This window comes from Bradyrhizobium sp. 155 (assembly GCF_023101105.1).
In the GTDB taxonomy this organism is placed as follows: domain Bacteria; phylum Pseudomonadota; class Alphaproteobacteria; order Rhizobiales; family Xanthobacteraceae; genus Bradyrhizobium; species Bradyrhizobium canariense_D.
Genome location: NZ_CP064704.1, coordinates 2,538,675 through 2,560,520, shown reverse-complemented (window position 1 = coordinate 2,560,520; position 21,846 = coordinate 2,538,675). Strand labels below are relative to the sequence as shown.

General features: G+C 61.9%; 20 protein-coding genes. 14 read left to right on the top strand and 6 right to left on the bottom strand.

The genetic code is table 11. From position 1 onward, the window contains the following. Positions 1 to 52: 52 nt before the first annotated feature. Positions 53 to 1,276, top strand: a complete 1,224-nt coding sequence (locus IVA93_RS12380) for a phenylacetate--CoA ligase family protein (protein ID WP_247367517.1) — start codon at positions 53 to 55, stop codon at positions 1,274 to 1,276. A 115-nt stretch (positions 1,277 to 1,391) separates the two neighbouring features. On the opposite strand, the gene IVA93_RS12375 is transcribed toward IVA93_RS12380, so the two are convergent. From IVA93_RS12375 to IVA93_RS12360, 4 genes are read right to left on the bottom strand one after another with little or no spacing between them, the layout of a single operon-like run. Further along, positions 1,392 to 2,624, bottom strand: a complete 1,233-nt coding sequence (locus IVA93_RS12375; protein WP_247541651.1) for a Gfo/Idh/MocA family oxidoreductase — start codon at positions 2,622 to 2,624, stop codon at positions 1,392 to 1,394. Positions 2,625 to 2,672: 48 nt separating this feature from the next. Further along, complete coding sequence (rfbG, locus tag IVA93_RS12370; protein WP_247367510.1) at positions 2,673 to 3,770, bottom strand: CDP-glucose 4,6-dehydratase; 1,098 nt, start codon at positions 3,768 to 3,770, stop codon at positions 2,673 to 2,675. Then, entirely contained in the window at positions 3,752 to 4,525 is a 774-nt protein-coding gene (gene rfbF / locus IVA93_RS12365) for a glucose-1-phosphate cytidylyltransferase (RefSeq protein ID WP_247367509.1), read from the bottom strand. The genes rfbG and rfbF overlap by 19 nt, the downstream gene beginning before the upstream one ends. A 54-nt stretch (positions 4,526 to 4,579) precedes the next feature. Next, a complete protein-coding gene (locus tag IVA93_RS12360; protein WP_247367508.1) occupies positions 4,580 to 5,845 on the bottom strand; it encodes a class I SAM-dependent methyltransferase in 1,266 nt (421 codons plus the stop codon). 263 nt (positions 5,846 to 6,108) lie between these two features. Here IVA93_RS12360 and IVA93_RS12355 point away from each other — a divergent pair, with 263 nt between their 5' ends. The 3 genes from IVA93_RS12355 to IVA93_RS12345 all read left to right on the top strand — a co-directional run bounded on the left by IVA93_RS12355 (position 6,109) and on the right by IVA93_RS12345 (position 8,325). Beyond that, positions 6,109 to 7,173 carry a glycosyltransferase family 2 protein gene (locus IVA93_RS12355; protein ID WP_247367507.1) on the top strand — a complete coding sequence of 355 codons (1,065 nt, stop codon included), beginning with the start codon at positions 6,109 to 6,111 and terminating at the stop codon, positions 7,171 to 7,173. Then, the gene (locus tag IVA93_RS12350; RefSeq protein ID WP_247541650.1) at positions 7,170 to 7,877 is read left to right on the top strand and encodes a class I SAM-dependent methyltransferase; all 708 of its coding nucleotides are present in this window, start codon (positions 7,170 to 7,172) and stop codon (positions 7,875 to 7,877) included. The genes IVA93_RS12355 and IVA93_RS12350 overlap by 4 nt, the downstream gene beginning before the upstream one ends. Before the next feature lie 112 nt (positions 7,878 to 7,989). Beyond that, positions 7,990 to 8,325 (top strand): hypothetical protein, encoded by a 336-nt coding sequence (locus IVA93_RS12345; protein WP_247367503.1) that lies wholly within the window; start codon positions 7,990 to 7,992, stop codon positions 8,323 to 8,325. Positions 8,326 to 8,425: 100 nt separating this feature from the next. On the opposite strand, the gene IVA93_RS12340 is transcribed toward IVA93_RS12345, so the two are convergent. After that, complete coding sequence (locus IVA93_RS12340) at positions 8,426 to 10,489, bottom strand: hypothetical protein (protein WP_247367501.1); 2,064 nt, start codon at positions 10,487 to 10,489, stop codon at positions 8,426 to 8,428. 291 nt (positions 10,490 to 10,780) lie between these two features. On the opposite strand from IVA93_RS12340, the gene IVA93_RS12335 reads away from it, so the two are divergent. Genes IVA93_RS12335 through pseF form a run of 10 tightly spaced genes read left to right on the top strand, consistent with a single transcriptional unit; the run spans position 10,781 to position 20,914 of the window. Next, positions 10,781 to 12,157, top strand: coding sequence for a GHMP family kinase ATP-binding protein (locus IVA93_RS12335; protein WP_247367499.1), 1,377 nt, complete (start codon positions 10,781 to 10,783; stop codon positions 12,155 to 12,157). 15 nt (positions 12,158 to 12,172) lie between these two features. Then, on the top strand, positions 12,173 to 14,098 hold the full coding sequence (locus IVA93_RS12330; protein ID WP_247367498.1) for an N-acetylneuraminate synthase family protein: 1,926 nt from the start codon (positions 12,173 to 12,175) through the stop codon (positions 14,096 to 14,098). After that, on the top strand, positions 14,098 to 14,787 hold the full coding sequence (locus IVA93_RS12325; RefSeq protein ID WP_247367496.1) for an acylneuraminate cytidylyltransferase family protein: 690 nt from the start codon (positions 14,098 to 14,100) through the stop codon (positions 14,785 to 14,787). Before IVA93_RS12330 ends, IVA93_RS12325 begins: the two co-directional genes overlap by 1 nt. Next, positions 14,780 to 15,544: an SDR family oxidoreductase gene (locus tag IVA93_RS12320; protein WP_247541648.1), complete on the top strand. Its 765-nt coding sequence runs from the start codon at positions 14,780 to 14,782 to the stop codon at positions 15,542 to 15,544. Before IVA93_RS12325 ends, IVA93_RS12320 begins: the two co-directional genes overlap by 8 nt. Continuing rightward, complete coding sequence (locus IVA93_RS12315) at positions 15,541 to 16,389, top strand: sugar phosphate isomerase/epimerase family protein (protein WP_247367491.1); 849 nt, start codon at positions 15,541 to 15,543, stop codon at positions 16,387 to 16,389. Before IVA93_RS12320 ends, IVA93_RS12315 begins: the two co-directional genes overlap by 4 nt. Beyond that, positions 16,386 to 17,147 carry an SDR family NAD(P)-dependent oxidoreductase gene (locus IVA93_RS12310; RefSeq protein ID WP_247789814.1) on the top strand — a complete coding sequence of 254 codons (762 nt, stop codon included), beginning with the start codon at positions 16,386 to 16,388 and terminating at the stop codon, positions 17,145 to 17,147. Before IVA93_RS12315 ends, IVA93_RS12310 begins: the two co-directional genes overlap by 4 nt. 13 nt (positions 17,148 to 17,160) lie before the next feature. Then, positions 17,161 to 18,000 carry an SDR family oxidoreductase gene (locus IVA93_RS12305; protein ID WP_247367483.1) on the top strand — a complete coding sequence of 280 codons (840 nt, stop codon included), beginning with the start codon at positions 17,161 to 17,163 and terminating at the stop codon, positions 17,998 to 18,000. A 51-nt stretch (positions 18,001 to 18,051) separates the two neighbouring features. Next, the gene (pseB, locus tag IVA93_RS12300; protein WP_247367478.1) at positions 18,052 to 19,053 is read left to right on the top strand and encodes a UDP-N-acetylglucosamine 4,6-dehydratase (inverting); all 1,002 of its coding nucleotides are present in this window, start codon (positions 18,052 to 18,054) and stop codon (positions 19,051 to 19,053) included. Next, entirely contained in the window at positions 19,050 to 20,228 is a 1,179-nt protein-coding gene (pseC, locus tag IVA93_RS12295; RefSeq protein WP_247367476.1) for a UDP-4-amino-4,6-dideoxy-N-acetyl-beta-L-altrosamine transaminase, read from the top strand. The genes pseB and pseC overlap by 4 nt, the downstream gene beginning before the upstream one ends. After that, positions 20,225 to 20,914 (top strand): pseudaminic acid cytidylyltransferase, encoded by a 690-nt coding sequence (gene pseF, locus IVA93_RS12290; protein WP_247541645.1) that lies wholly within the window; start codon positions 20,225 to 20,227, stop codon positions 20,912 to 20,914. The genes pseC and pseF overlap by 4 nt, the downstream gene beginning before the upstream one ends. A 94-nt stretch (positions 20,915 to 21,008) precedes the next feature. Here pseF and IVA93_RS12285 read toward each other — a convergent pair whose 3' ends face one another. After that, positions 21,009 to 21,728 (bottom strand): class I SAM-dependent methyltransferase, encoded by a 720-nt coding sequence (locus tag IVA93_RS12285; RefSeq protein WP_247367471.1) that lies wholly within the window; start codon positions 21,726 to 21,728, stop codon positions 21,009 to 21,011. Between the last annotated feature and the right edge of the window lie 118 nt (positions 21,729 to 21,846).

The window sequence follows — 21,846 nt, the reverse complement described above, 5'->3', positions numbered from 1 at the left end:
ATACCCATGCCGGCGACGGCGCGCAACGGATGCCAACCCGGAAAGATGAGCCATGACCGCCCATTACGACGCCCTCGAGACGCGCGAACAAGCCGCGCGCGAGGCCGATCTGTTCTCCCGCCTGCCTGGCGTGCTGCGCTCTGCGATGACCGCGCCCGCCTATGCCGATCGGCTGAAAGGCGTCGATCCGGCCGCCGTGACCTCCAGGGCGGCCCTGGCGGGCCTGCCGGTGCTGCGCAAGTCGGAACTACCGGCCCTGCACAAGGCCTCCACGCCTTTTGGAGGGTTCGTCGCGGCGGCGCCCGGCTCGTTCGCCCGCCTCTTCACCTCCCCCGGGCCGATTTTCGAGCCGGAGGGGCGGCAGGCTGACCCCTGGCGCGGCGCACGGGCGCTGTTCGCGGCCGGGTTCCGGCCCGATGACATCGTGCTCAACACCTTCAGCTACCATCTCACCCCCGGCGGCTTCATCTTCGATGCGTCGGCCCGCGCGCTCGGTTGCGCCGTGATCCCGGCTGGTCCAGGGAATACCGAGCAGCAATTCGAGCTGATCGAGGCCTACCGTCCCGTCGGCTACAGCGGCACGCCGGACTTCCTGAAGATCTTGCTTGATGCTGCCGCAAGCTCGGGCCGCGACGTCTCCTCGATCAAGCGCGCGCTGGTCTCGGGCGCAGCCTTCCCGCCCTCGCTCCAGGCCGAGATCAAGGCGCGCGGCACCGACGTCTACCAGGCCTTCGGCACCGCCGATCTCGGCATTATCGCCTTCGAGACCAGCGCGCGCGACGGTATGGTCGTGAACGAGGATCTCATCATGGAGATCGTCAAGCCCGGTACCGGCGATCCCGTGGCGCCCGGTGACGTCGGCGAGATCGTCGTGACCTCACTCGACCCGCACCATCCCTGGATCCGGCTCGCTCTCGGCGACCTCACCGCGGCACTGCCGGGGACCAGCCCCTGCGGGCGCACCAACATGCGCATCAAGGGCTGGATGGGCCGCGCCGACCAGACCACCAAGGTCAAGGGCATGTTCGTCCGCCCCGAGCAGGTCGCCGAGATCGGCAAGCGCCATTCCGCGCTCGGAAGATTACGCCTCGTCGTCACGCGCCAAGGCGAGGCCGATGCAATGACGCTGAAAGCGGAGACGGCGGCCGCGAACGATGCGTTACGCGACGAGATTGCAGGCACCTTGCGCGCCGTGACGAAACTCGGAGGCGAGGTTGAACTGGTGAGGCCCGGCGCGCTGCCGAACGACGGCAAGGTGATCGCGGACGAGCGATGACGATGAAATCAGGCGAAGATGGCGTTGGTGCCCAAAGCCTATCCGCGACATTTCGTGACTGGGCGTTCGCGCTTCAATCAAGAAACCGCAGCTGCCGTAACGTAAGCCGTGCCGCTCAAGCCGACCGGCTCAGCGTCAGATGCGCGAAGAAGTCCGATTGCCGTATCGTCGCGATCACGGCGCGCAGTCTGTCGTCGTGGACGTGAGCCGTCGCGTCAGCGGCTTCGAGCGCATCGACGATAACGTCTGCAAGCTCCCGTCTCAGGTCGCTGGTAAGCGGTTCCTGAATATCCAGGAGCGGGGCAACATTATCGATGACCCAGGCCGAGACATCGGGATCCTCCATCGTGTCCCCGCGTGCGAGACGGGCTGACACTGCCTTCGCCTCCTCTGCAATCAAGCGGATCCGCACCGCTTCGGCCAGCTCGACGGCACCGATGCAACGGGACGCCAGCTGGGGCGATGACGAGAAGTCCCGACCCGCGCGGACGAGGTCCAAAAAGCCAGCCAGCTCTGTCGCAAGCGGCCCGAGCTTGCCGCCGACTTCCAAGCCTGGCAACTCGACGCCATCGATGAAGATCCGGCCGGGCTCGATGGTGAAATCAAGCTCGGCTCTGCCGCCATCGCGCAATTCGAGGCGGATCAATCGCTTGCGCGCGACAGCCCTCCGTCCGAACCGAAGCACGGCAAGCGACTGCCCCAAGCCCAGCTCCACCTCGACCGCACCTTGCGGCAACGGCCTCACCTCGCGCAATTGCGGCTCGGCGCTGTCGTCGATCAGATGCAGCATCGACCAAAGATGAGGAATGATCTCGTCGACCTTATGCGTCGTGACGTTGGACAATTTGGCCATGCCGTGCCGGATCTCCTGCTCAGCATCCAGCCACTCCAATTCGATGGCAGCGATCGCACGCCCCGCGCACAAACGCAGGAAATGACGCAAGAACGGCGCACTGAGCAGATGCAGGCCGACAAGGAGCGGGATGTTGCGCCCAGCCGCCAGATCGACCAGACGATTTGCACTGTCGACGCTCAGCGCAAGCGGCTTCTCGACCAGGGTCGGCACGTCCCTGCGCAGCAGGCTCTCGGCAGTCCCGGCGTGATCGGCGGCAGGTGTCGCGACGATGGCGGCATCGGGACGCAGAGCCAGCGCAGCGTCAAGGCTCGCGAGCGGCGTGAACCGAGGAGGCGCTCCTGTACGATCGGAGAGAAACGCATTGAGGGCTTCGCCATTGTGGCGCGACACCCACAGCACACAACCGACACGATCGGAAAGCTGTGCCAAGATGGAAGCGTGCGTACGCCCCCATCGTCCGCCACCGACCAAAGCCACCGTGAGCCCGCTCATCGAAACTTTCCTCACCTCCGCACTGAGTGAGCTGTCGGAAACGTCCGGTCAGGTCGCGTCGCAATAGTCTCGGATCTGACCGAGCGTGAAATCACGCATTGAGGAGGCCGACCGCTCCAAATCGGCCTTGTACCAGTCGACTGTCATTTTCAATGCGTCGTCAAATCCGAGCCGGGGCCGCCAGCCAAGCAGTGTTCGCGCCTTCGAGGAATCCAGCTTCAGGAAGGTCGCCTCGTGCAAGTCGTCGCTGCCCACATGCTGCCATTGCGCGCCATTGCCCCAAATCGCAGCCAGCGTGTCGGCGAGGCGCGCCACCGGCTGCTCGCTTTCCGGCCCTGGGCCGAAGTTCCAGCCTTCGGCCATGGCGGCGCCTTGCCTGGACGAAGCCTCGGCCAGGAGCAGGTATCCGGCAAGCGGCTCAAGCACGTGCTGCCACGGTCGAATGGCTCGCGGGCGCCGCACCTCCAGTGCGCGTTGCATCGCAAAGGCGCGGATCGCGTCCGGCACGATGCGATCCTTCGCCCAATCGCCACCGCCGATAACATTACCTGCACGTCCCGAAGCCGCCGGCGGCTCCGCGAAGCTGCGATTATACGACGTCAGCAGCAGCTCGGCGCATCCCTTGCTCGTGCTATAGGGATCGTGGCCCCCCATCGCCTCATTCTCGCGATAGCCCCACACCCACTCGCGATTTTCATAGCACTTGTCGCTGGTGACGATGACGAACGAACGGACGCCGTCACCCGTCCCCTCCGCCTTTGCCTTGAGATTGAACTGACGCACCGCCTCGAGCAGGTTCACCGTACCCATCACGTTGGTCGAGACAGTGCCGATCGGATCGACGTAGGATTCGCGCAGGACGGATTGCGCGGCGAGGTGAAACACCACTTCAGGCCTGCTGGTCGCTAACGCATGCGACAATGCCCCGATATCCCTGATATCGCCGCGCGTGTCATCCACGACGGCGGCGACCTCTGCCCGGTCGAACAAGGACGGCGTCGTCGGTGGCGCTAGCGAAAAACCGAAAACGCGGGCGTCCATGGCGGATAGCCACAGGCTGAGCCAGGCGCCCTTGAAACCGGTGTGTCCTGTCACCAGAACGCGCCGGCCACGCCAGAACTCCGGGTTTACGTCCACATACGCCACGGCGGGTTATTCTCCTTCCAGAGCGCCTCGAGCAAATTGCGTTCTCGCAGGGTATCCATCGACCGCCAGAACCCTTCGTGGCGAAACACACGTAGTTCGCCGCTTTGGGCCAGTTGCTCGAGCGGCTGCCGCTCCCAGGTCGTGGAGTCACCGGCAATCAGCTGGGCGATGCGAGGATCGAGCACGAAGAACCCGCCATTGATCCATCCGCCGTCGCCGAGGGGTTTTTCGTTGAACCCCTTCACAACGCTGTCCTCGAGTTCGAGACTGCCGAACCTGCCAGGTGGACGCACGCCGGTAACGGTCGCAAGCTTGCCATGCGAACGATGAAACGAGATCAGCTTCGCGATGTCGATATCGGCGACGCCATCGCCATAGGTCAGGCAGAACGCATCATCGTCTTGCACAAAGGGGAGCGCCCTCTTGATGCGGCCGCCCGTCTCGGTCTCGGCGCCGGTGTCGACCAGGGTCACGCGCCACGGTTCCGACCGGCTGGCGTGAAAGTCGATCTGGTTGTTCTTGAGATCGATCGTGACGTCGGACGTGTGCAGCAGGTAGTGTGAGAAATATTCCTTGATCAGGTAGCCCTTGTACCCCAGGCATATCACGAAGTCGTTGATGCCGAAGGACGAGTACATCTTCATGATGTGCCAGAGGATCGGATGACCGCCGATCTCGACCATCGGTTTCGGTCGGACGGAGGTTTCCTCGCTGAGGCGACTGCCGAGGCCTCCCGCCAGAATCATCGCTTTCATGACACCATTCCTACCGAGGCGGCCCGGCGCGCCGGCTTGACGTCCGGCCCATGCTCAATCCGGAAGTATGCGGACTTCGGGCAACGGCATGACTAGTTTCGACTTCAGTCCTCTTGCCCGCAATTGTTCGGCAATCGGCTGACCATAGTGCCAGGCGAGCAGTACCACGTAGTCCGGCTGTTCGCGGATCAGGCGCTCGTTGTCGACGATCGGAATCTGCTTTCCGGGCAAATGCAGGCCGAGCTTGAGCGAGGTGGGTTGCTCGCAGATATACGGCATCAGCGTGCGATCGATGCCGACATAGTTCAGCAGCGTGCTGCAACGGCCAGGGCACGAATTGCCGACGAAGCTCAGGCCCTTCTTGTTGCAGTCGAGGGCGAGCTCGAGGAGGTCGCGCTTGACCTTTTCGGCGCGTGCACGGAAAGCCGCGTAGCATTCGGGGTTCGAGAGGCCGAAATCATCCTCGGCCTTCAGAAGTTGAGCGACCGCGGGCTTGACCGGACGTCCTCTGCCCTTGGCCACGTAGACGCGGATATTGCCTCCGTAACGGCTGACGCGCTGCGCGTCGACACAAGTGAAATCGAAGAACTCGAACAGCTTGACGATCGACTTCAACGAATAGGTGCGAAGGTGCTCGTGGTAAATCGTGTCGAACTGCCCGCCCTCGATGACGTCGAGCAGATAATGGTTTTCGAGGATGAAGACGCCGTCGGGCGCCAGCAGGCGCTCCAGGCCACGGATAAAGCCGCCGAGCTGGGCCACATGCGCGAAGACGTTGGTGGCGGTGGCGACCTTGGCATGGCCGTGCGTCTCCACGACCTTGCGGGCAGTTTCCTCGTCGAAGAACGCCTGCAGCGTCTCGATACCCTGTTCCTGCGCGATGCGCCCGATGTTGGTCGGCTCGATGCCGAGGACGCGCATGCCGCGTCGCTTGAATCCTGAGAGCAGCGTTCCGTCGTTGGACCCGATGTCGACAACGAGATCGTCCGCCTTAAGCCCGAGGTCTGCGACCGCATCCTGCACGAACGCGTCCTGATAGACCGCGAGCTCCTTGGTGATGCCAGAACGGTACGGATATTCGGGGTGAAATACGACTTCCGGCGGAACGACATAGTCGATCTGCGACAGCGAGCAATCGCGGCACCACACCTGACGAAGCGGGTAGCTCGTTTCGGGACCATCGAGCTGCGCCTTCGACGGCAGCGAGTCGCACAGTGGTTGATGTCCAAGGTCGATGACGAGCTCGAGCCGCTCCGAGCCGCAGACCTGACAGCGCGTCAGCTTCCCCGTTGGGATGTCATGATATGAGGCGTGGGCCATTCGGAACCTTAATTGCAACAACGAGATACAGCAGATTTCCGGGAGGCGGTCCTCCCGAGTGGTGGCGCGATATGGAACGCGCCGGGCGAGCCTTACTGGAAAGCCCCCCTTTAATCAAGCATATGCCCTTCGGAATGCTGCGTAATTTGCCCGCGAGAGGTCCGGGCGGCTTTGCGCGATGCGCCGCATCTGATAACTAGCATTTTTCAGCTGACAGCAACCCTCGACCAATACCGATACACACGGACAGGACAACAAACGAAATGCGCGGAAAGCCCGCCGACACCGAACGCAAGCTCATTTCGATTTTGATTCCTGTCTTCAACGAGGAAGGCAACATCCGCAGGGCCTATGACGCCGTGTGCCATGTCTTCCAACAAATGAATGATCGCTATACGTTCGAAATCATCTTCACGGACAACCACAGCACCGACAAGTCGAGTGCTATCATCTCCGAACTGGCGGCAGCCGATCCGCGCGTTCGCGCGGTACGATTTGCCCGAAACTTTGGCTTCCAGAGGTCCGTGCTCACGGCGTATCGTCTGGCCTCCGGAGACGCCGCCATCCAGATCGACTGCGACCTCCAGGATCCACCGACAGTGTTCCCTAGATTTCTGGAGCTGTGGGAGCAGGGTCACGACGTGGTCGTGGGTATCAGGCGCTTCCGGCAGGAAAGCAAGCTGCTGCAGTGGGCGCGACGGGTCTACTACCGGCTGCTCAGGCGACTATCCGACGACAATCTGATGCTCGACAGCGGCGATTTCAGGCTGATCGACCGCAGCGTGCTGGATCAGCTTCATCTGATCAACGACGTCGCGCCTTATACGCGCGGTCTGACGTCGCTGCTCGCGACCAAGCAGATCGGCGTGGCTTACGACCGACACGCGCGGCAAGCCGGAGTCAGTAAATTTCCGCTCGGAAAGCTGATATCGCTGGCGGTCGACGGGTTGATCACGCACTCGATCTTCCCGCTTCGCCTCGCCGCCTTCATTGGGCTGGGAATCTCGGTACTGACCTGCCTCGCGAGTTTTTTCTACATCTTCTCGCGGTTAGTCTTCGGCATCAACTGGCCGGCGGGCTTCGCCACGACAACAGTGCTGCTGCTGTTCGGCATCAGTCTCAATGCCATCTTTCTTGGCATCATCGGCGAGTATGTGGGACGCATCTACAATCAGGTACGCTCTCGGCCGACGACGGTCATTGAATTCAGCGTCAATCTGCCGGATGCGTCCCTGGAACGTCTTGCACTACAAGCGCCGGCGGCGGCGGGCGTCCGAATAGCACCAGTCGAGATCTCCCGCCGAACCGGGACGGAGCAGCCATCATGACGGAATTCGACCGATATCGCGACGGCTACAGCACGCAAATCGACAGCGCGATCGCCTTCAGCGGCCAGCCGCAGGATTTCTTCACGCGCGCGAAGGCGCGCTACCTGCTGGATGCGTTCTCCAAGTTCCGCTCACAGAACGATATTTCGTTGCGACCGGTCGACGTTCTGGATATCGGCTGCGGGCAGGGCTTGATTCATCCACACCTGAGGCCTGCGCAATCCGGCATCAAGCTGACCGGAATCGACGTCGCCGGTACGGTCATCGAAGAAGCAAAAGCCACCAATCCGGACGTCCACTACGATGTCTATGACGGCACGCGGCTTCCCTACCAGGATCGCAGCTTCGACATCGCCTACGCGATAGCCGTCATGCATCACGTTCCGCCCGACGATTGGGAGTCCTTCCTCGTCGAAGCGGCTCGCGTGGTCCGGCCGGGAGGCCTCGTCGTCATCATCGAGCACAATCCGCTCAATCCGCTAACGCAGAAGATCGTCAGGAGCTGCCCGTTCGACCAGAACGCCGTGTTGCTCCGCCCTGGTCGGCTCGCCAAGCTGTTTCGCGCCGCCGGCATGGTCGATCTGGAACGGCAGTTCATCATATTCACCCCGTTCGACACACCCTTCTTCCACAAGGTGGATGCTAGCTTTGGTTGGCTGCCGCTCGGCGCGCAATATTGCATGGCCGCTCATGTGCCCTCGTGACGCACATCAGCCGAGCGCACCACAGCAGCAGCCCGCGTCGCCCAAACTCGGAGCAAGGTGCGCGATCCGTCACCGTCTCGCCTTGCCGGTCTGAGGCTTTCGGGACGATGTCATGACATTCGCCGTGCATGAGCATCGCTACGAGGCGGTGCGGCAACGATCGGGCGCCTGGCTCGACGACGTGGCGCCGCTGCTGTCGAGCGCAGCTCTGACGTTGCTTGGCCTTCTGTTCGAAATCGCGCTTGCCAAGCGGTTGGGTACTGAACCCCGGCTGCGCAAGCAGCAAATCTTCTCGTTCTGGGGGCCGCCTTCGATAGCGAAAGCCGCTGACCAGTCCGTTATCGACCTGAACAGCATTTCCGCCTCGACATGCCAATTGGTTGCTGGTCGAGGCGAGCGACGTCGCAGGTGTCGCGCGTGTTGCAAATTCCGGCGATCTCTCAGATGAGTAGGCCTCGCCGATCCCGGCATCCCGCGCGGAGCTCTGTGCAAGGAACACCGGAATGGTCAGAATTATCGTGAGAAGCAGGGGCTAAAGTTCGCGCAGCTTACTGTTTCGAGACAGGGCAACTCATTCTCCGACCCTCGTCCGGAGCCGACAGGACCAGAATAGTATTCAGCCCGAAAATAGATGCCCTCGCGCAAAGCTGCGCGTCGCCAGCGACTTCCGAAATCGCATCGTTTTTGTAGAGGCTGGTCGTGTAGTAGATATCCCTCCCACACTTGAATTCTGGAGGGCTGAGCCCTTTCAACATCGGCACGCCGAGGATTGCTGGAACGAAGAACGAGTCCCCTCGACAGTCGATATTGTTCGTCCAGAACGACCGATCGTTCGGCGCGACGAACACCGCGGTACGGTGCGTCTGCGCCGCACCCAATGAAAGCAACGTCTGTATAGACTGCGCTCCCGGCGTATGCCTCACGTCATCGCCAATCTCTCCGCGAACGCTACCGGCGGGCGATAGCAGCGCTGCCATCGCGCGCAAGGTTGGCAACGGCGCCACATCGCCCCTGCCGGCGAGCACATGGGCCCGCGCGCGCAATTCCTGAAACTGCCTCGTGAACTCGATGGAGCTGCGTCTCTTCTCATTCGTCGCGAGGGCGATGAAGACGATCACGAGCAGTATCATACCGGGAGTAAACGCCCGAAGCTGCAGCCTTTCGAGCATCGGAGCGCCATAGGCCGTTAAGAAGGCGATACAGACAAAGGTCCCGACATTCGCGAAATAGAACGCCGAGCCTCCCGCAATGTCGAGCAGGAGAGCTGGAACGAGGCTTCCCATCGCAAAGAGTGCAAACGCTTCTGCCAGCCGTTTCTCGTCCAACGACCCGGCGAGCCAAAGGCGCACGGCACCATAAAGCAGGACCAGATTGGCCGCGATGTTTGGAAGCGCTAGGCGGGGATACTCGCGCACAAAACTGAGCGGACTCAGCGCATGGACATAAGTGCCGGCGTCGGGGGAACTGACTACGCTGGCAAGCCCGACCAGTGGCGCAATCGGGGCCGCAACTTTGATGAAATTCAGAAGAGTCAATCCCAGTCGTCGCCACAGTAAATATCCCACGACTCCCCATAAGATCACACCGACTGAAATCTTTGCGAACAAAACCAACGTTCCCGCGATCGCCAGGGCTATCAGGGGAGGCCCGAGCGACGATCTCTCATCGGCAATCTCTGCAAGCAGCGGCATCGCAAGCAAGAGCAGAAGGAGAGAGACCAAATAGCTTTCAGAAACAAGATACGAAGTCGCCCCCCAGAGATCGGCAACCATCAAGAGCAGGAGCGGCATCAACGTGACGAGGGCACCGTTAGTCAATCCCTGTGCTGGACGCCGCAGCAGCAAGCCGGCCATGATCAAGACGAAGAACAACAACGGGATGGCTATGATTTGCGCTGCGAGATAGTAGGCCTCGAGAGTCGTGACGCCGAGCCAAAGGCCGACACATGCCATCCATATGTGGGACAGCACATGGTACTTGATCGGCATGAGGCCGTCCAATCCCGTGCTTAAATGCCCGGAGTTAACGAGCATGTTGGCAATAGACGCATGAAAAAGCGTATCGAGGTGCTGCAGGCCCGTTAGTGCCTGTTCCGGCGTGAGGACAGTGGCATACCCCTTTGAGTTCACCACGAAGAAATAACCAATCCCCGCACCACAGCCGCAAACAACAGCCAGCATCGACGTGCGTCGTGCCATGTCGCGCACGACCACGATGGTGCGCTGCAGGCCCAAGAAGATCGTTCCAAGCAAAATTGGATAGACGATGATGTCGGCAAAGACGGGACCGAACCAAGCGAGGCATGGCAGAAAAATGATCGCAATGGCCGAGAGAACCACCTTGGCATGGCTCGTGCGGAGCTGATGTCGGCGATGTGAGGTCAATACCATCAGGCAGGATACTGCCCCCGCCAACAGCAGAAACGACTTCACAAACACAAACCAGTGGGGACTTCCCAATGGCAAGCGCACGATTGCGCATGCCATGGCCGATGTCGCTGACATCACGCATGTGAAGATCGCCGCGAAGCAAATGGCGGCTGCTTCAGACGAAGCCTGGCTCGCCCCGGAAGCCCGATCCAACGTTTCCTGTGGGATCTGGGGAGAAAACATGCAGGCTCGACCCTTCAACAACCGATTTGGGGAGGCGCTTATCGTGGAACGACACCGGACGCCGAATAACCAATTACGAGCACTGCGACCAGTGCCGTTTCGAAAAACACCTGGAATGTTGAGCTTGTACCACTCAGATCGGCACGGTCCCCGGCAATCATGAGTTGCGCCTGAGGGGCAACTTGCGTCGTCTGCCCACCTTGGCGTATCAAGGCCGTGGTTCAGACCTTTTCTAACGGCTCGACCGGGGATAAGGACCTGAATTACCTAAACCTTTTTGGATCCGCGACCTTGATAGACACGAGCCTCGTGATCATCGCCGAGACCGAGACGATTCAAGAAGCGTTTCGGCGCCTCAACGCCAACATGCTCGGCATCCTGTTTGCTCAGGATGCAGGCGGGCGGATCGTGGGCGCGGTGACCGACGGCGACATCCGCAGGCGCATGTTGACCGGCATCACGATCCACGACCGGGTCGCGACCTGCATCAATCGCAACTTCGCCTGGGCGCATGCCGGCGGGCCGCGCGAACAGATCCTCAAGCTGCTCGACCAGCGGGTGCACGTGGTGCCGATCCTCGATGGCGAGGGACGGCTGGTCGACGTGTTCAGCCGCGAGCTGTTCAACCTGTCGGAAGAGAGCGAAGTGTTCGCGCGCGCGCGCTCGCCGGTGCGGATCAGCTTCTCCGGCGGCGGCACCGACCTGACGCATTATTTCGTGGCAAATGACGGCGGCGCTGTCATCAACGCCACGATCAAGATGTACGCTCACGCGACGCTGCGGCGACGGAGCGATCCCAGCATCCGAATCTATTCGCACGATTTCCGCTGTACGATCGAGGTTGACGATCTCGCAGAACTTGGCTCGGGCGGCGATCTCGCCCTGATCAAGTCGGTCGTCCGCCTGATCAAGCCGACTTACGGCTTCGAACTCGAAGTGTCCGCCGACTTCCCTGTCGGCTCCGGCCTCGGTGGGTCGGCGGTGGTCTCGTCCGCCATCATCGGCTGCTTCAACGAATTTCGCGGCGATCAGTGGGACCGTCACGAGGTCGCCGAGATGGCGTTCCAGGCCGAGCGGCTGATGCTCAACATTCCCGGCGGTTGGCAGGATCAGTACGCCACCGTGTTCGGCGGCTTCAATCACATGGAGTTTTTCTCCGACCAGAACACCATCGTGCCGCTTCGTCTCGATCCCAACATCATCGCCGAACTCGAGGAGAGCCTTGTGCTCTGCTACACCGGCTCGGGCCGCGATTCCGGCGCCATCCACCGCGACCAGAAGGCGCAGCACGAGACCAGCGACGCCGTCGCTGCGGCCGCCAAGCAGAAGGAAGTGACGCGCGACATCCGGCGACATCTGCTGCGCGGCCAGCTGCTGGAATGCGGTCGGCTGATCGACGACGCCTGGCACGCCAAGCGGAAGCTGAGCTCGAAGATCTCGTCGGACGCGATCGATGCGATCTACGATTTCGCCAAACAGAACGGCGCGGTCGGCGGCAAACTACTGGGCGCCGGCGGCGGCGGTTACTTCATGTTCTTCGTGCGTCCGTTCGAGCGCTATCAGCTCATTGCCGCACTGGAACAGCAGGGGCACAGCTGTTCGCGCATCATGTTCGAAGAAAACGGGCTGCGGACGTGGAAGTCGCGCTTTCCCGCGCGATTCGCCTGACGATATGAGACGAGAATGTTGATGACATCGCCCAACCAGCCTGCCCCCGTCCGCATCGGCAACCGTCTTCTGGGCGATGGCGAACCCTGCTACGTCATCGCCGAGATCGGCAACAACCACAATGGCGATTTCGATCGCGCCATTGCGCTGGTCGATGCCGCGGTCGCGGCCGGTGCCGATTGCGCCAAATTCCAGATGCGCAAGCTCGACGAGGTCTATCGCGCTTCGAGCCTGTCCGGGAAGGACGACGACCTCGCCGTCGAATATACGCTCGATCTGCTGCGCCGCTTCGAGCTCCCGCCCGCACAGCAAAAGAAAATCGCCGAGTACTGCGCAGCAAAGGGTATTCAGTATCTCTGCACGCCCTGGGACGCAAAGAGCGTCGCCGTCCTCGAAGAGTTCGGCGTGCTGGCCTACAAGGTCGCCTCCGCCGATCTCACCAATCTGCCGCTGCTGGCGTGCCTTGCCGCCACCGGCAAGACGCTGATCGTCTCGACCGGCATGAGCACGACGGACGAAATCAAGACCGCGGCGAAATTCCTCGACGACCGCGATGCGAGCTACGTGCTGCTGCACTGCCAGAGCACGTATCCGGCCGCGCTCCACAACATCCATCTGCGTTTCATGGAAACGCTGCGCGAGATCCATCCGCTCGTCGGCTATTCGGGGCACGAGCGCGGCGTCGCCGTTTCGACGGCCGCGGTGGCGCTTGGCGCCATCGTCATCGAACGCCACATCACGCTCGACCGCGGGATGGAAGGTCCGGACCACGCCGCGAGCCTCGAGCCGGAGGAATTCAAGACGCTGGTCTCGGGCATCCGCGAGGTGGAGGCGGCGCGCGGCGAGAAACTGGCAGAGCGCGCGCTGAGCCAGGGTGAGCTGATCAACCGTGAAAACCTTGCCAAGAGCCTGGTGGCCGCGCGCGACCTTCCGGCCGGCACCGTGATCTCCGACCGCGACATCGCCGTGAAGAGCCCGGGTCAGGGCCTGTCGCCGCTGAAGATGCCGGCGCTGCTCGGCCGCAAGCTGACGCGGACGATGGCGGGCGATGATTATTTCTTCCAGAGCGACCTCGACGAAGGTACCGCAAAAGCGCGGCGCTACCGCTTCGACCGGCCCTGGGGCGTGCCGGTGCGCTATCACGACACCGAGCGCTTCCTGGAGATCTGCGAGCCAGATATCATCGAGTTCCATCTCAGCTACAGCGACATGGAACGCGATCCCGCGACGTATCTCTCCGGCACCTATGATCTCGGCTTCGTCGTGCATGCGCCGGAGCTGTTTGCCGGCTCCAAGCTGATGGACCTCGCAACCCCCGACGAGGCGCTGCGGCGATATTCGCTGGAGCAGACCCAGGCCGTGATCGACATCACCCGCGGCCTGAAGAAATTCTTTCCCAAGACGAAGCGCCCGCCCATCGTCGCCAATATCGGCGGTTTCACCATGGACGAGCCATTGCCGCCGGCGGACAAGGCCGAGCGCTACCGCATCTTCGCCCAGAGCCTGAAGGAGCTCGACATGGACGGCGTCGAGCTGACGCCGCAGACCATGGCGCCGTTCCCCTGGCATTTCGGCGGCCAGCGCCACCAGAATATTTTCATCTTCCCGGAAGAATCGGCCGCGTTTTGCGCCAAGCATGATCTGCGGATGTGCGTCGACATCTCGCACACCAAGCTCGCCGCCAACCATTTCGGCTTCGACTTCGCACAAGGCTTGGCGCAGCTCGGGCCGCACACTGCGCATCTGCATTTCGGGGACGCCAAGGGGCTCGACGGCGAAGGGCTCCAGGTCGGCGAAGGCGAGATCGATTTCGACGAGATCGGGCGGGTGCTGCGCAAGCATGCCCCGACCGCGTCCTTCATCCCGGAAATCTGGCAGGGCCACAAGAACATGGGTGAAGGCTTCTGGATCGCGCTCGAGCGTCTCGAGGGGCATATCTGATGGCGCGCAAGACACTGGCCGTGATCGCTGCGCGCGGCGGCTCCAAGGGCATTCCGCACAAGAACCTGCTCGATCTCTGCGGCAAGCCGTTGATCGCGTGGACGGTCGAGCAGGCACGCGCGGCGCGCGGCGTCGACGTCGTGGCAGTCTCTTCCGACAGCGACAGCATCATCGCCGCGGCCGAAGCCGCCGGCGCCATCGGCGTGCGGCGCCCCGAAGACATTTCGGGTGACCTCGCCTCCTCCGAATCAGCGTGGCTGCACGCACTCAATGCGATCGACGAGCGAATGGGACGGTTTGAGCGGATCGTCGCGCTCCAGGCGACGTCGCCGATCCGCCAGTCCAGCGACATCGAGGACGCGCTTTCGACCTTCGATCGCGACCATCTCGACAGCCTGCTCTCGGTCTGCGAGGTCGAGGATTATTTCAACTGGCGTATCGGCGCGAGCGGGCCGGAGCCGATCAATTACGACTATCGCAATCGGCGCATGCGGCAGCAGATCGAGAAGCGCTACCTGGAGAACGGCTCGTTTTACGTCCTGATCCCATCACTCCTGCGCGAGCTGAACAATCGTCTCGGCGGCAAGATCGGTTTTCACGTGATGGATCGTCACAAGATGTTCCAGATCGATCGTCCCGAGGACGTCAAGCTTTGCGCTGCCATCATGCGTAGTTACGGCTATGCATGACCTCAGCGCCTTTTCTCTTGCCGGCAAGATCGCGGTCGTCACCGGCGCCTCCCGCGGCATTGGCTCTGCGATCGCGACCGGCCTGAAGGATGCGGGCGCCACGGTGTTCGGCCTCAGCCGTTCCGGGACCGCACCACAGGGCGTGAGCGCGATTGCCTGCGATCTCTCCGATGACGAGGCCATCGAGAGCGCATTCCGCATCGTGACCGCTCAAGGCGGACGCATCGACGCGCTGGTCAACGCCGCCGGCATCAGCCTGCCGGCCCAAAGCGCCGGGAGCGAGCTCGCGCGCTTCCGCGTCACGGTCGCAACCGACCTCACCGGCGTCTACGCCACCATCCTTGCCGCCTATCCGCTTCTGAAGAACGCGGGCTCTGCTGCGATCATCAACGTCACCAGCATCAATTCGGTCCGCGGCTTTCCCGGAAATCCCGGTTACGTGGCGGCGAAGGCCGGTCTTGCCGGACTGACGCGTGCGCTCGCCGCCGATTATGCGCCCGACGGAATCCGCGTCAACGCACTCGCGCCCGGCTATGTCGCGACCGAGATGACCGCGAAGAGTTTTGCCGATCCCGACATGCACGAGGCGAGGCGCCGCCAAACGATGCTCGGGCGTTGGGGACAGCCTGCCGACATGGTGGGAGCCGCCGTCTTCCTGGCGTCAGAAGCCTCCGCCTATGTGACCGGACAGGAACTCTTCGTCGACGGCGGCTGGACCACAAAGGGCCTTGCCATCAACTCGGACAAGCAACCGTGACCGCAACGCTCGAACGCATCGGCTTCATGCAAGGCAGGCTTTCGGCTCTCGTCGACGGCAAGATCCAGGCATTCCCCTGGGACGAGTGGCGCGAGGAATTCTCGCGTGCGAAAGAGCTCGGCCTGACGCGGATGGAATGGACCATCGATCAGGAACGGCTGCGCGAGAACCCGCTGACGACCGAGCTGGGTCAACAGAACATTCTGGCGCTGTCACGCGAGAACGGCGTGCGGATGCCGAGCCTGACCGGCGACTGCTTCATGCAGGCGCCGTTCTGGAAGGTCGATGCCGTCGTGCGCGACGCGCTCGTCGCCGACCTCGATCTGCTGATCGCCTCCTGTAGCCGCATCGGCATCGAATTCATCGTGATCCCGCTGGTCGACAACGGCAAGATCGAGCGCGAGAGCGACAGCGATACGTTGAAGCGCGTGTTGCTCGCTCGCTCCGAGCAGCTTGCGAGACGGAACGTCAAGATCGTCTTCGAATCCGATCTGCCGCCGCGCGAGCTCGCCCGGTTCATGGAGGCATATCCAGCCCACGTCTTCGGCATCAACTACGATAGCGGCAACAGCGCCTCGCTCGGTTATGACAGCGACGAGGAGATCGGCGCCTACGCGCCGCGCATCCTCAATGTGCACGTGAAAGACCGCGTTCGCGGCGGGACGACCGTGCCGCTCGGTACCGGCGACGCAGACCTTGCCAAGACGATCCGGCTGATCGAGCGATCCGGCTACAAGGGCCAATACATCCTGCAGACAGCGCGTGCCGTCGACGGCGACCACGCCGGCGCGCTGGCAAAATACCGCGACATGACGGTTCGCTGGATCGAGGACGCGGCGCGATGAAGCTAGAGCTGGACGATCGCGTCGCTCTCGTCACCGGCGCCAGCCGCGGGATCGGGCTTGCAATCGCGACAACGCTCGCGGCAGAAGGCGCCAAGGTCGCGCTTGCGGCACGCGGCGCCGATGCGCTGAACGCCGCGCGCGAGGCCATCGGCGGGCGGAACTCTATTCACGTTGCCGACGTCACCGATCCCGCCGCCGCCACGGGCCTTGTTCAGGACGTCGAAAAGCAGTGGGGCCGGCTCGACATCCTCGTCTGCAATGTCGGCAGCGGCGCGTCCGTGCCCCCGGGGCAGGAAACCGCGGCGGAGTGGTCGCGGGTGATGGACCTCAATCTCTTCGCCACCACCAACATGATCGAGGCGGCCCGGCCGCTGATGGCGCGTGGCAGCGGCGATCGCGCCATCGTCTGCATCTCCTCGATCGCAGGCATGGCCGCACTCGGCGCGCCGGTCGCCTACTACGCCGCCAAAGCGGCACTGAATGCGACCGTGCGCGGTCTAGCGCGGCCGCTGGCGCTGGAAGGCATCCGTATCAATGCGGTCGCGCCTGGAAACATCTTGAGCCCGGACGGGACCTGGGCGCGCAAGATCGCCGAAAACAAGCAGGCGGTCGACGACATGCTCCAGCGCGAGGTGGCGTTACGCCGGCTCGGCACTCCCGAGGAGATCGCCGGCGTCGTCGCCTTCCTTGCTTCGCCCCGTGCCGCCTTTATGACCGGCAGCGTGATGGTGGCCGACGGCGGCCAGCTCAGAAGCTGAACAGGAGCCTTCGATGGCAAACCCCTCCTCCCGCTACGACCTGACCGGACGGACCGCACTCGTGACCGGCGCCGGCGGCCTATTGGGCAAGCAGCATGTTGCGGCGCTCAGCGAAGCCGGCGCGCGCGTGGTCGTCACCGATGTGGGCTTGACGCAAGCCGAAGCCGCCGTCGCCGCGCTGAAGCAGATCGCCGCTTCAGCCGATCTGATCGCCCTTGCGATCGACGTCACCTCGCTCGACTCGGTGCGTGCTGCGAACGAGCAGCTCGCAGGCCGCGGCATCGCCGTCGACATCCTCGTCAACAACGCCGCCATCGACCCGAAGGTGACGTCGAGTCCTGGCGTCATGCACTCCTCGCGCTTCGAGGCGTTCCCGGTGCCGCAATGGCAGACCGAGATCGCCGTCGGCCTGACCGGCGCGATGTTATGCGCGCAGGTGTTCGGCGGCGACATGGCCAAACACGGGCGCGGCGTCATCCTCAACATCGCCTCCGATCTCGGCGTGATCGCGCCGGATCAGCGGCTCTATCGCCAGCCGCAAGTGACGCGCGAAGAAGAACAGCCCGTGAAGCCCGTGACCTACTCGGTGATCAAGCACGGCTTGATCGGGCTGACGAAATATCTGGCGACCTACTGGGCCGATCACGGCGTGCGCGTCAACGCGATCTCGCCGGGCGGTGTTTTCAACAACCAGGACCCCGCCTTCGTCGATCGGCTGACGCGCCTGATCCCCATGGGGCGCATGGCCGAGGTCGACGAATACCGCTCCGCGGTGCAGTTCCTCTGCTCGGATGCATCGAGCTACATGACCGGTCAGAACCTGGTCATAGACGGCGGCAGGAGTGTGTGGTAACCACCGCCATTCCCCCATTTTCCGAAAAATCGGTCTGGCGCAAGAGCTAACATGTTCAATGATAAAGCTATTCTGATCACCGGAGGTACAGGATCGTTCGGGAAGAAGTTCGTCGGCTGCCTGTTCAAGGATTTCAAGCCACGCCGCGTCGTGATTTATTCGCGCGACGAGCTGAAGCAATATGAGATGCAGCAGGAATTCGATCAGCCTGAGATGCGCTACTTCATCGGCGACGTACGGGACGGCGAGCGTCTTCGCACCGCCATGAAGGGGATCGACTTCGTTGTCCATGCCGCGGCGTTGAAGCAGGTTCCCGCTGCCGAATACAACCCCATGGAGTGCATCAAGACCAACATTCATGGCGCGGAGAACGTAATCCAAGCGGCCTTGGAGTCGGACATCGAGAAGGTGATCGCGTTATCGACGGACAAGGCCGCGCAGCCGATCAATCTCTACGGCGCGACCAAGCTCGCATCGGACAAGCTGTTCATCGCCGCCAACAACATGGCCGGCGGTCACCGTACAATGTTCAGTGTCGTCCGCTACGGCAACGTCGTTGGGTCCCGTGGATCGATCGTGCCGCTCTACAACAAGCTGATCGCGGCCGGTGCCGATCATCTGCCGATCACCGATCCGCGCATGACGCGCTTTTGGATATCGCTGCAGCAAGGTGTCGACTTCGTCACCAAGAGCTTTGAGCGCATGTCGGGCGGCGAGATCTTCGTTCCGATGATCCCTTCGGTTCGCATCTCCGACCTGGCGAAAGCCATGGCCCCCGCACTTCCAACCCGGGTGATCGGCATCCGTCCGGGCGAGAAGCTCCATGAAGTCATGTGCCCGACCGACGACTCGCACCTGACCCTGAAATTCCACGATCACTTCGTGATCAAACCGACGATCAAGTTTTTCCGCCGGGATGTCGACTATCTCGCCAACGCGATCGGTGAGCGCGGCGAGGCGGTGTCTGACGGATTCGAATACAACTCCGGCAAGAACGATCACTTCCTCGACGTTGCCGAGATCAGGGAATTCAACGAGATTGCCGTGCAATGATCCCCTATGGGCGCCAGGATATCTCTGAACAGGATATCGATGCTGTCACTCAGGTGCTGAAGTCGGACTGGCTCACCCAAGGGCAGGCTGGGCCACGTTTCGAGCAGGCAATGGCCGGTTACTGCGGCGCAGAACATGCCGTCGCGGTCTCGAACGCGACTGCAGCGCTTCATATTGCCTGCCTTGCGCTTGATCTCGGTCCCGGCGACATCTTGTGGACCGTACCGAACACGTTCGTCGCCTCGGCCAACTGCGCGCTCTATTGCGGAGCCAGCGTCGATTTCGTCGACATAGACCCCCGGACCTACAACATGAGCGTCACGGCGCTCGCGGAGAAGCTCGCGCAGGCAAGCACCCAGGGACGGGTGCCAAAGATCGTCATTCCTGTGCATTTTGCCGGCCAGTCCTGCGAGATGACAGAGATCCGTTCCCTCGCGAACCGCTACGGCTTTCACATCATTGAAGACGCTTCGCACGCGGTGGGCGGCGAATATCTGGGACGAAAGATCGGTGCCGCCCAGCTAAGCGACATGGCGATCTTCAGCTTCCACCCGGTAAAGATCATCACGACCGGCGAAGGGGGCATGATACTCGCCAGCGATCGGGGACTGGCGGAGCGCCTTGGCTACCTGCGCACTCACGGCATCGTCCGCCCGGTGCAGCACGATCCGATCGACGCGCGGCGTTCGAACGAGGACCGCTATGGTCCCTGGATGTATGAGCAGGTCGAGCTCGGCTTTAACTACCGCATGACCGACATCCAGGCCGCACTGGGCGCCAGCCAGCTCGACCGGCTCGATGCCTTTGTTGCGCGCCGGCGCGAGCTCGCGGCGCGTTACGACGCGCTTCTCGCCAAACTGCCGGTGATCTGCCCATGGCAACATCCGGACACGAATTCGGCCTGGCACCTCTACGTGATCCGGCTGCGGCGGAACGAAATCAAGCTCAGTCGGCGCCAGGTCTTCGAGGCGTTGCGGGCCGCAGGTATCGGGGTCAACGTGCACTACATTCCGGTACACACCCAGCCGTACTATCAGCGCCTTGGATTCAGTTTCGGCATGTTCCCGGAGGCAGAGAGCTACTACCAAGACGCCATCACGCTGCCGTTGTTCTCGAAGATGACGGATGCCGAGCAAGACGCCGTCGTCGCGGCACTCACGAAGATCCTCACGTGAAGATCGCCGTCATCCCGGCGCGAGGCGGAAGCAAGCGCATCCCGCGCAAGAACATCCGGCCGTTCTGCGGTAAGCCCATTATTGCCTACTCGATCGATGCGGCCCGCGACAGCGGGCTGTTCGACGAGGTCGTCGTATCCACCGACGACGAGGAGATCGCCACTGTGGCACGTCAATTCGGCGCGACAACGCCGTTTGTCCGGCCGAAGGAGATTTCTGACGACTTTACCGGCACCAATGCTGTCGTCAAACACGCCGTCACCTGGTTCATTGAGGGAGGCAACGACATCAGCAAAGCCTGCTGCATCTATGCGACCGCGCCGTTGATTCAGCCACATTATCTGCGCGAGGGCCACGATGCCCTCACCGGTTCGGACGCAGCCTTCGCTTTCTCGGTCACGAGCTATGCGTTTCCGATCCAGCGCGCCGTGCGCATCTCAACCTCCGGACGGGTCGATCCCTTTTATCCGGACCACCGTCTGACCCGCTCTCAGGACCTCGAGCCGGCCTACCACGATGCGGGACAATTCTACTGGGGAACGGCCGCCGCATATCGTGACGACGTGCCTTTGTTTGGCGAGCAATCCATCGGCATCATCCTGCCGCGGATATATGTCCAGGACATCGATACGCTTGAGGACTGGGAACAGGCCGAATACATGTTCCGCGCGATCAGCCGCAGCTAGGCCGCGTCGTTACAAGCGCCGCCGAATGACGCACCAAATCTGATGCCGTGTGGCTTGAGGCGCGCAGGCCAAATTGCGCCAGCTCTCAAGTCGATCAGGCTGCTTCAGATCCGGCCTTCTTCAAGTGCACGACTATCAAACCAGTGACATCGCTAATCATCACGCGTCCGATATTGTCCATGAAGTTTATGTCAAGCGGAATGCCCACAGTTTCGATGCGTTCGACCCTCGGGTGACCTCGATATTCTCCAGCATAATCGCGGATCCACCTGTCACTGACGAACGAATTTCGCCAACCGCGCCAATTGTGAAGGTCGGCGGGGCTCCACGCGTTGAATTCGAGGTGCACAATCGCTTTTGTGGCGAGCGATAGAGCGGCATCCTTTGCTGCGGCGAAGATATTGTCATCGCAGTGCATTGCAGCTGCGGAACTAAATACAATATCGACTTCCGTAATATTGCGTTGCTGCATGAGAAGCTTGGCATCAGCCATGGAACCTTGAATCATCCGCGCATCTTTCGCCACCGCGTTCTCAGTTCCATACTGGATCGCACGATCGTTCAGCTCGATCCCATATAGATTAACAGAGGCGTCGAGCGCATGAATCTCGCGAAGATTGGCGCCGACATTGCATCCCAGCTCCAGAACGGATTTCGGCTGGAGATCGATGACTTGTCTTGCGAACCACTTTTTGAGCGGAGTGGATGCAGCGTACCCGCCGAACTCGTTTGCGTGCTGCTTCTCTTTCCAGTGCTTCTGCCAATAAGAGGAATCTCGTGCCTTGGCGAAGATCGGAAATGGCATTGCTCCCATGGCAGCGCGCCAAATGTGATGCTTGAGACCTGAGGACAATCGCATATACGCCAGCCGTGCTCGGTTGCTTCCTGACCTGACGTAACATTACAACCCCGAAGGGCGCAACAAAAGCGTC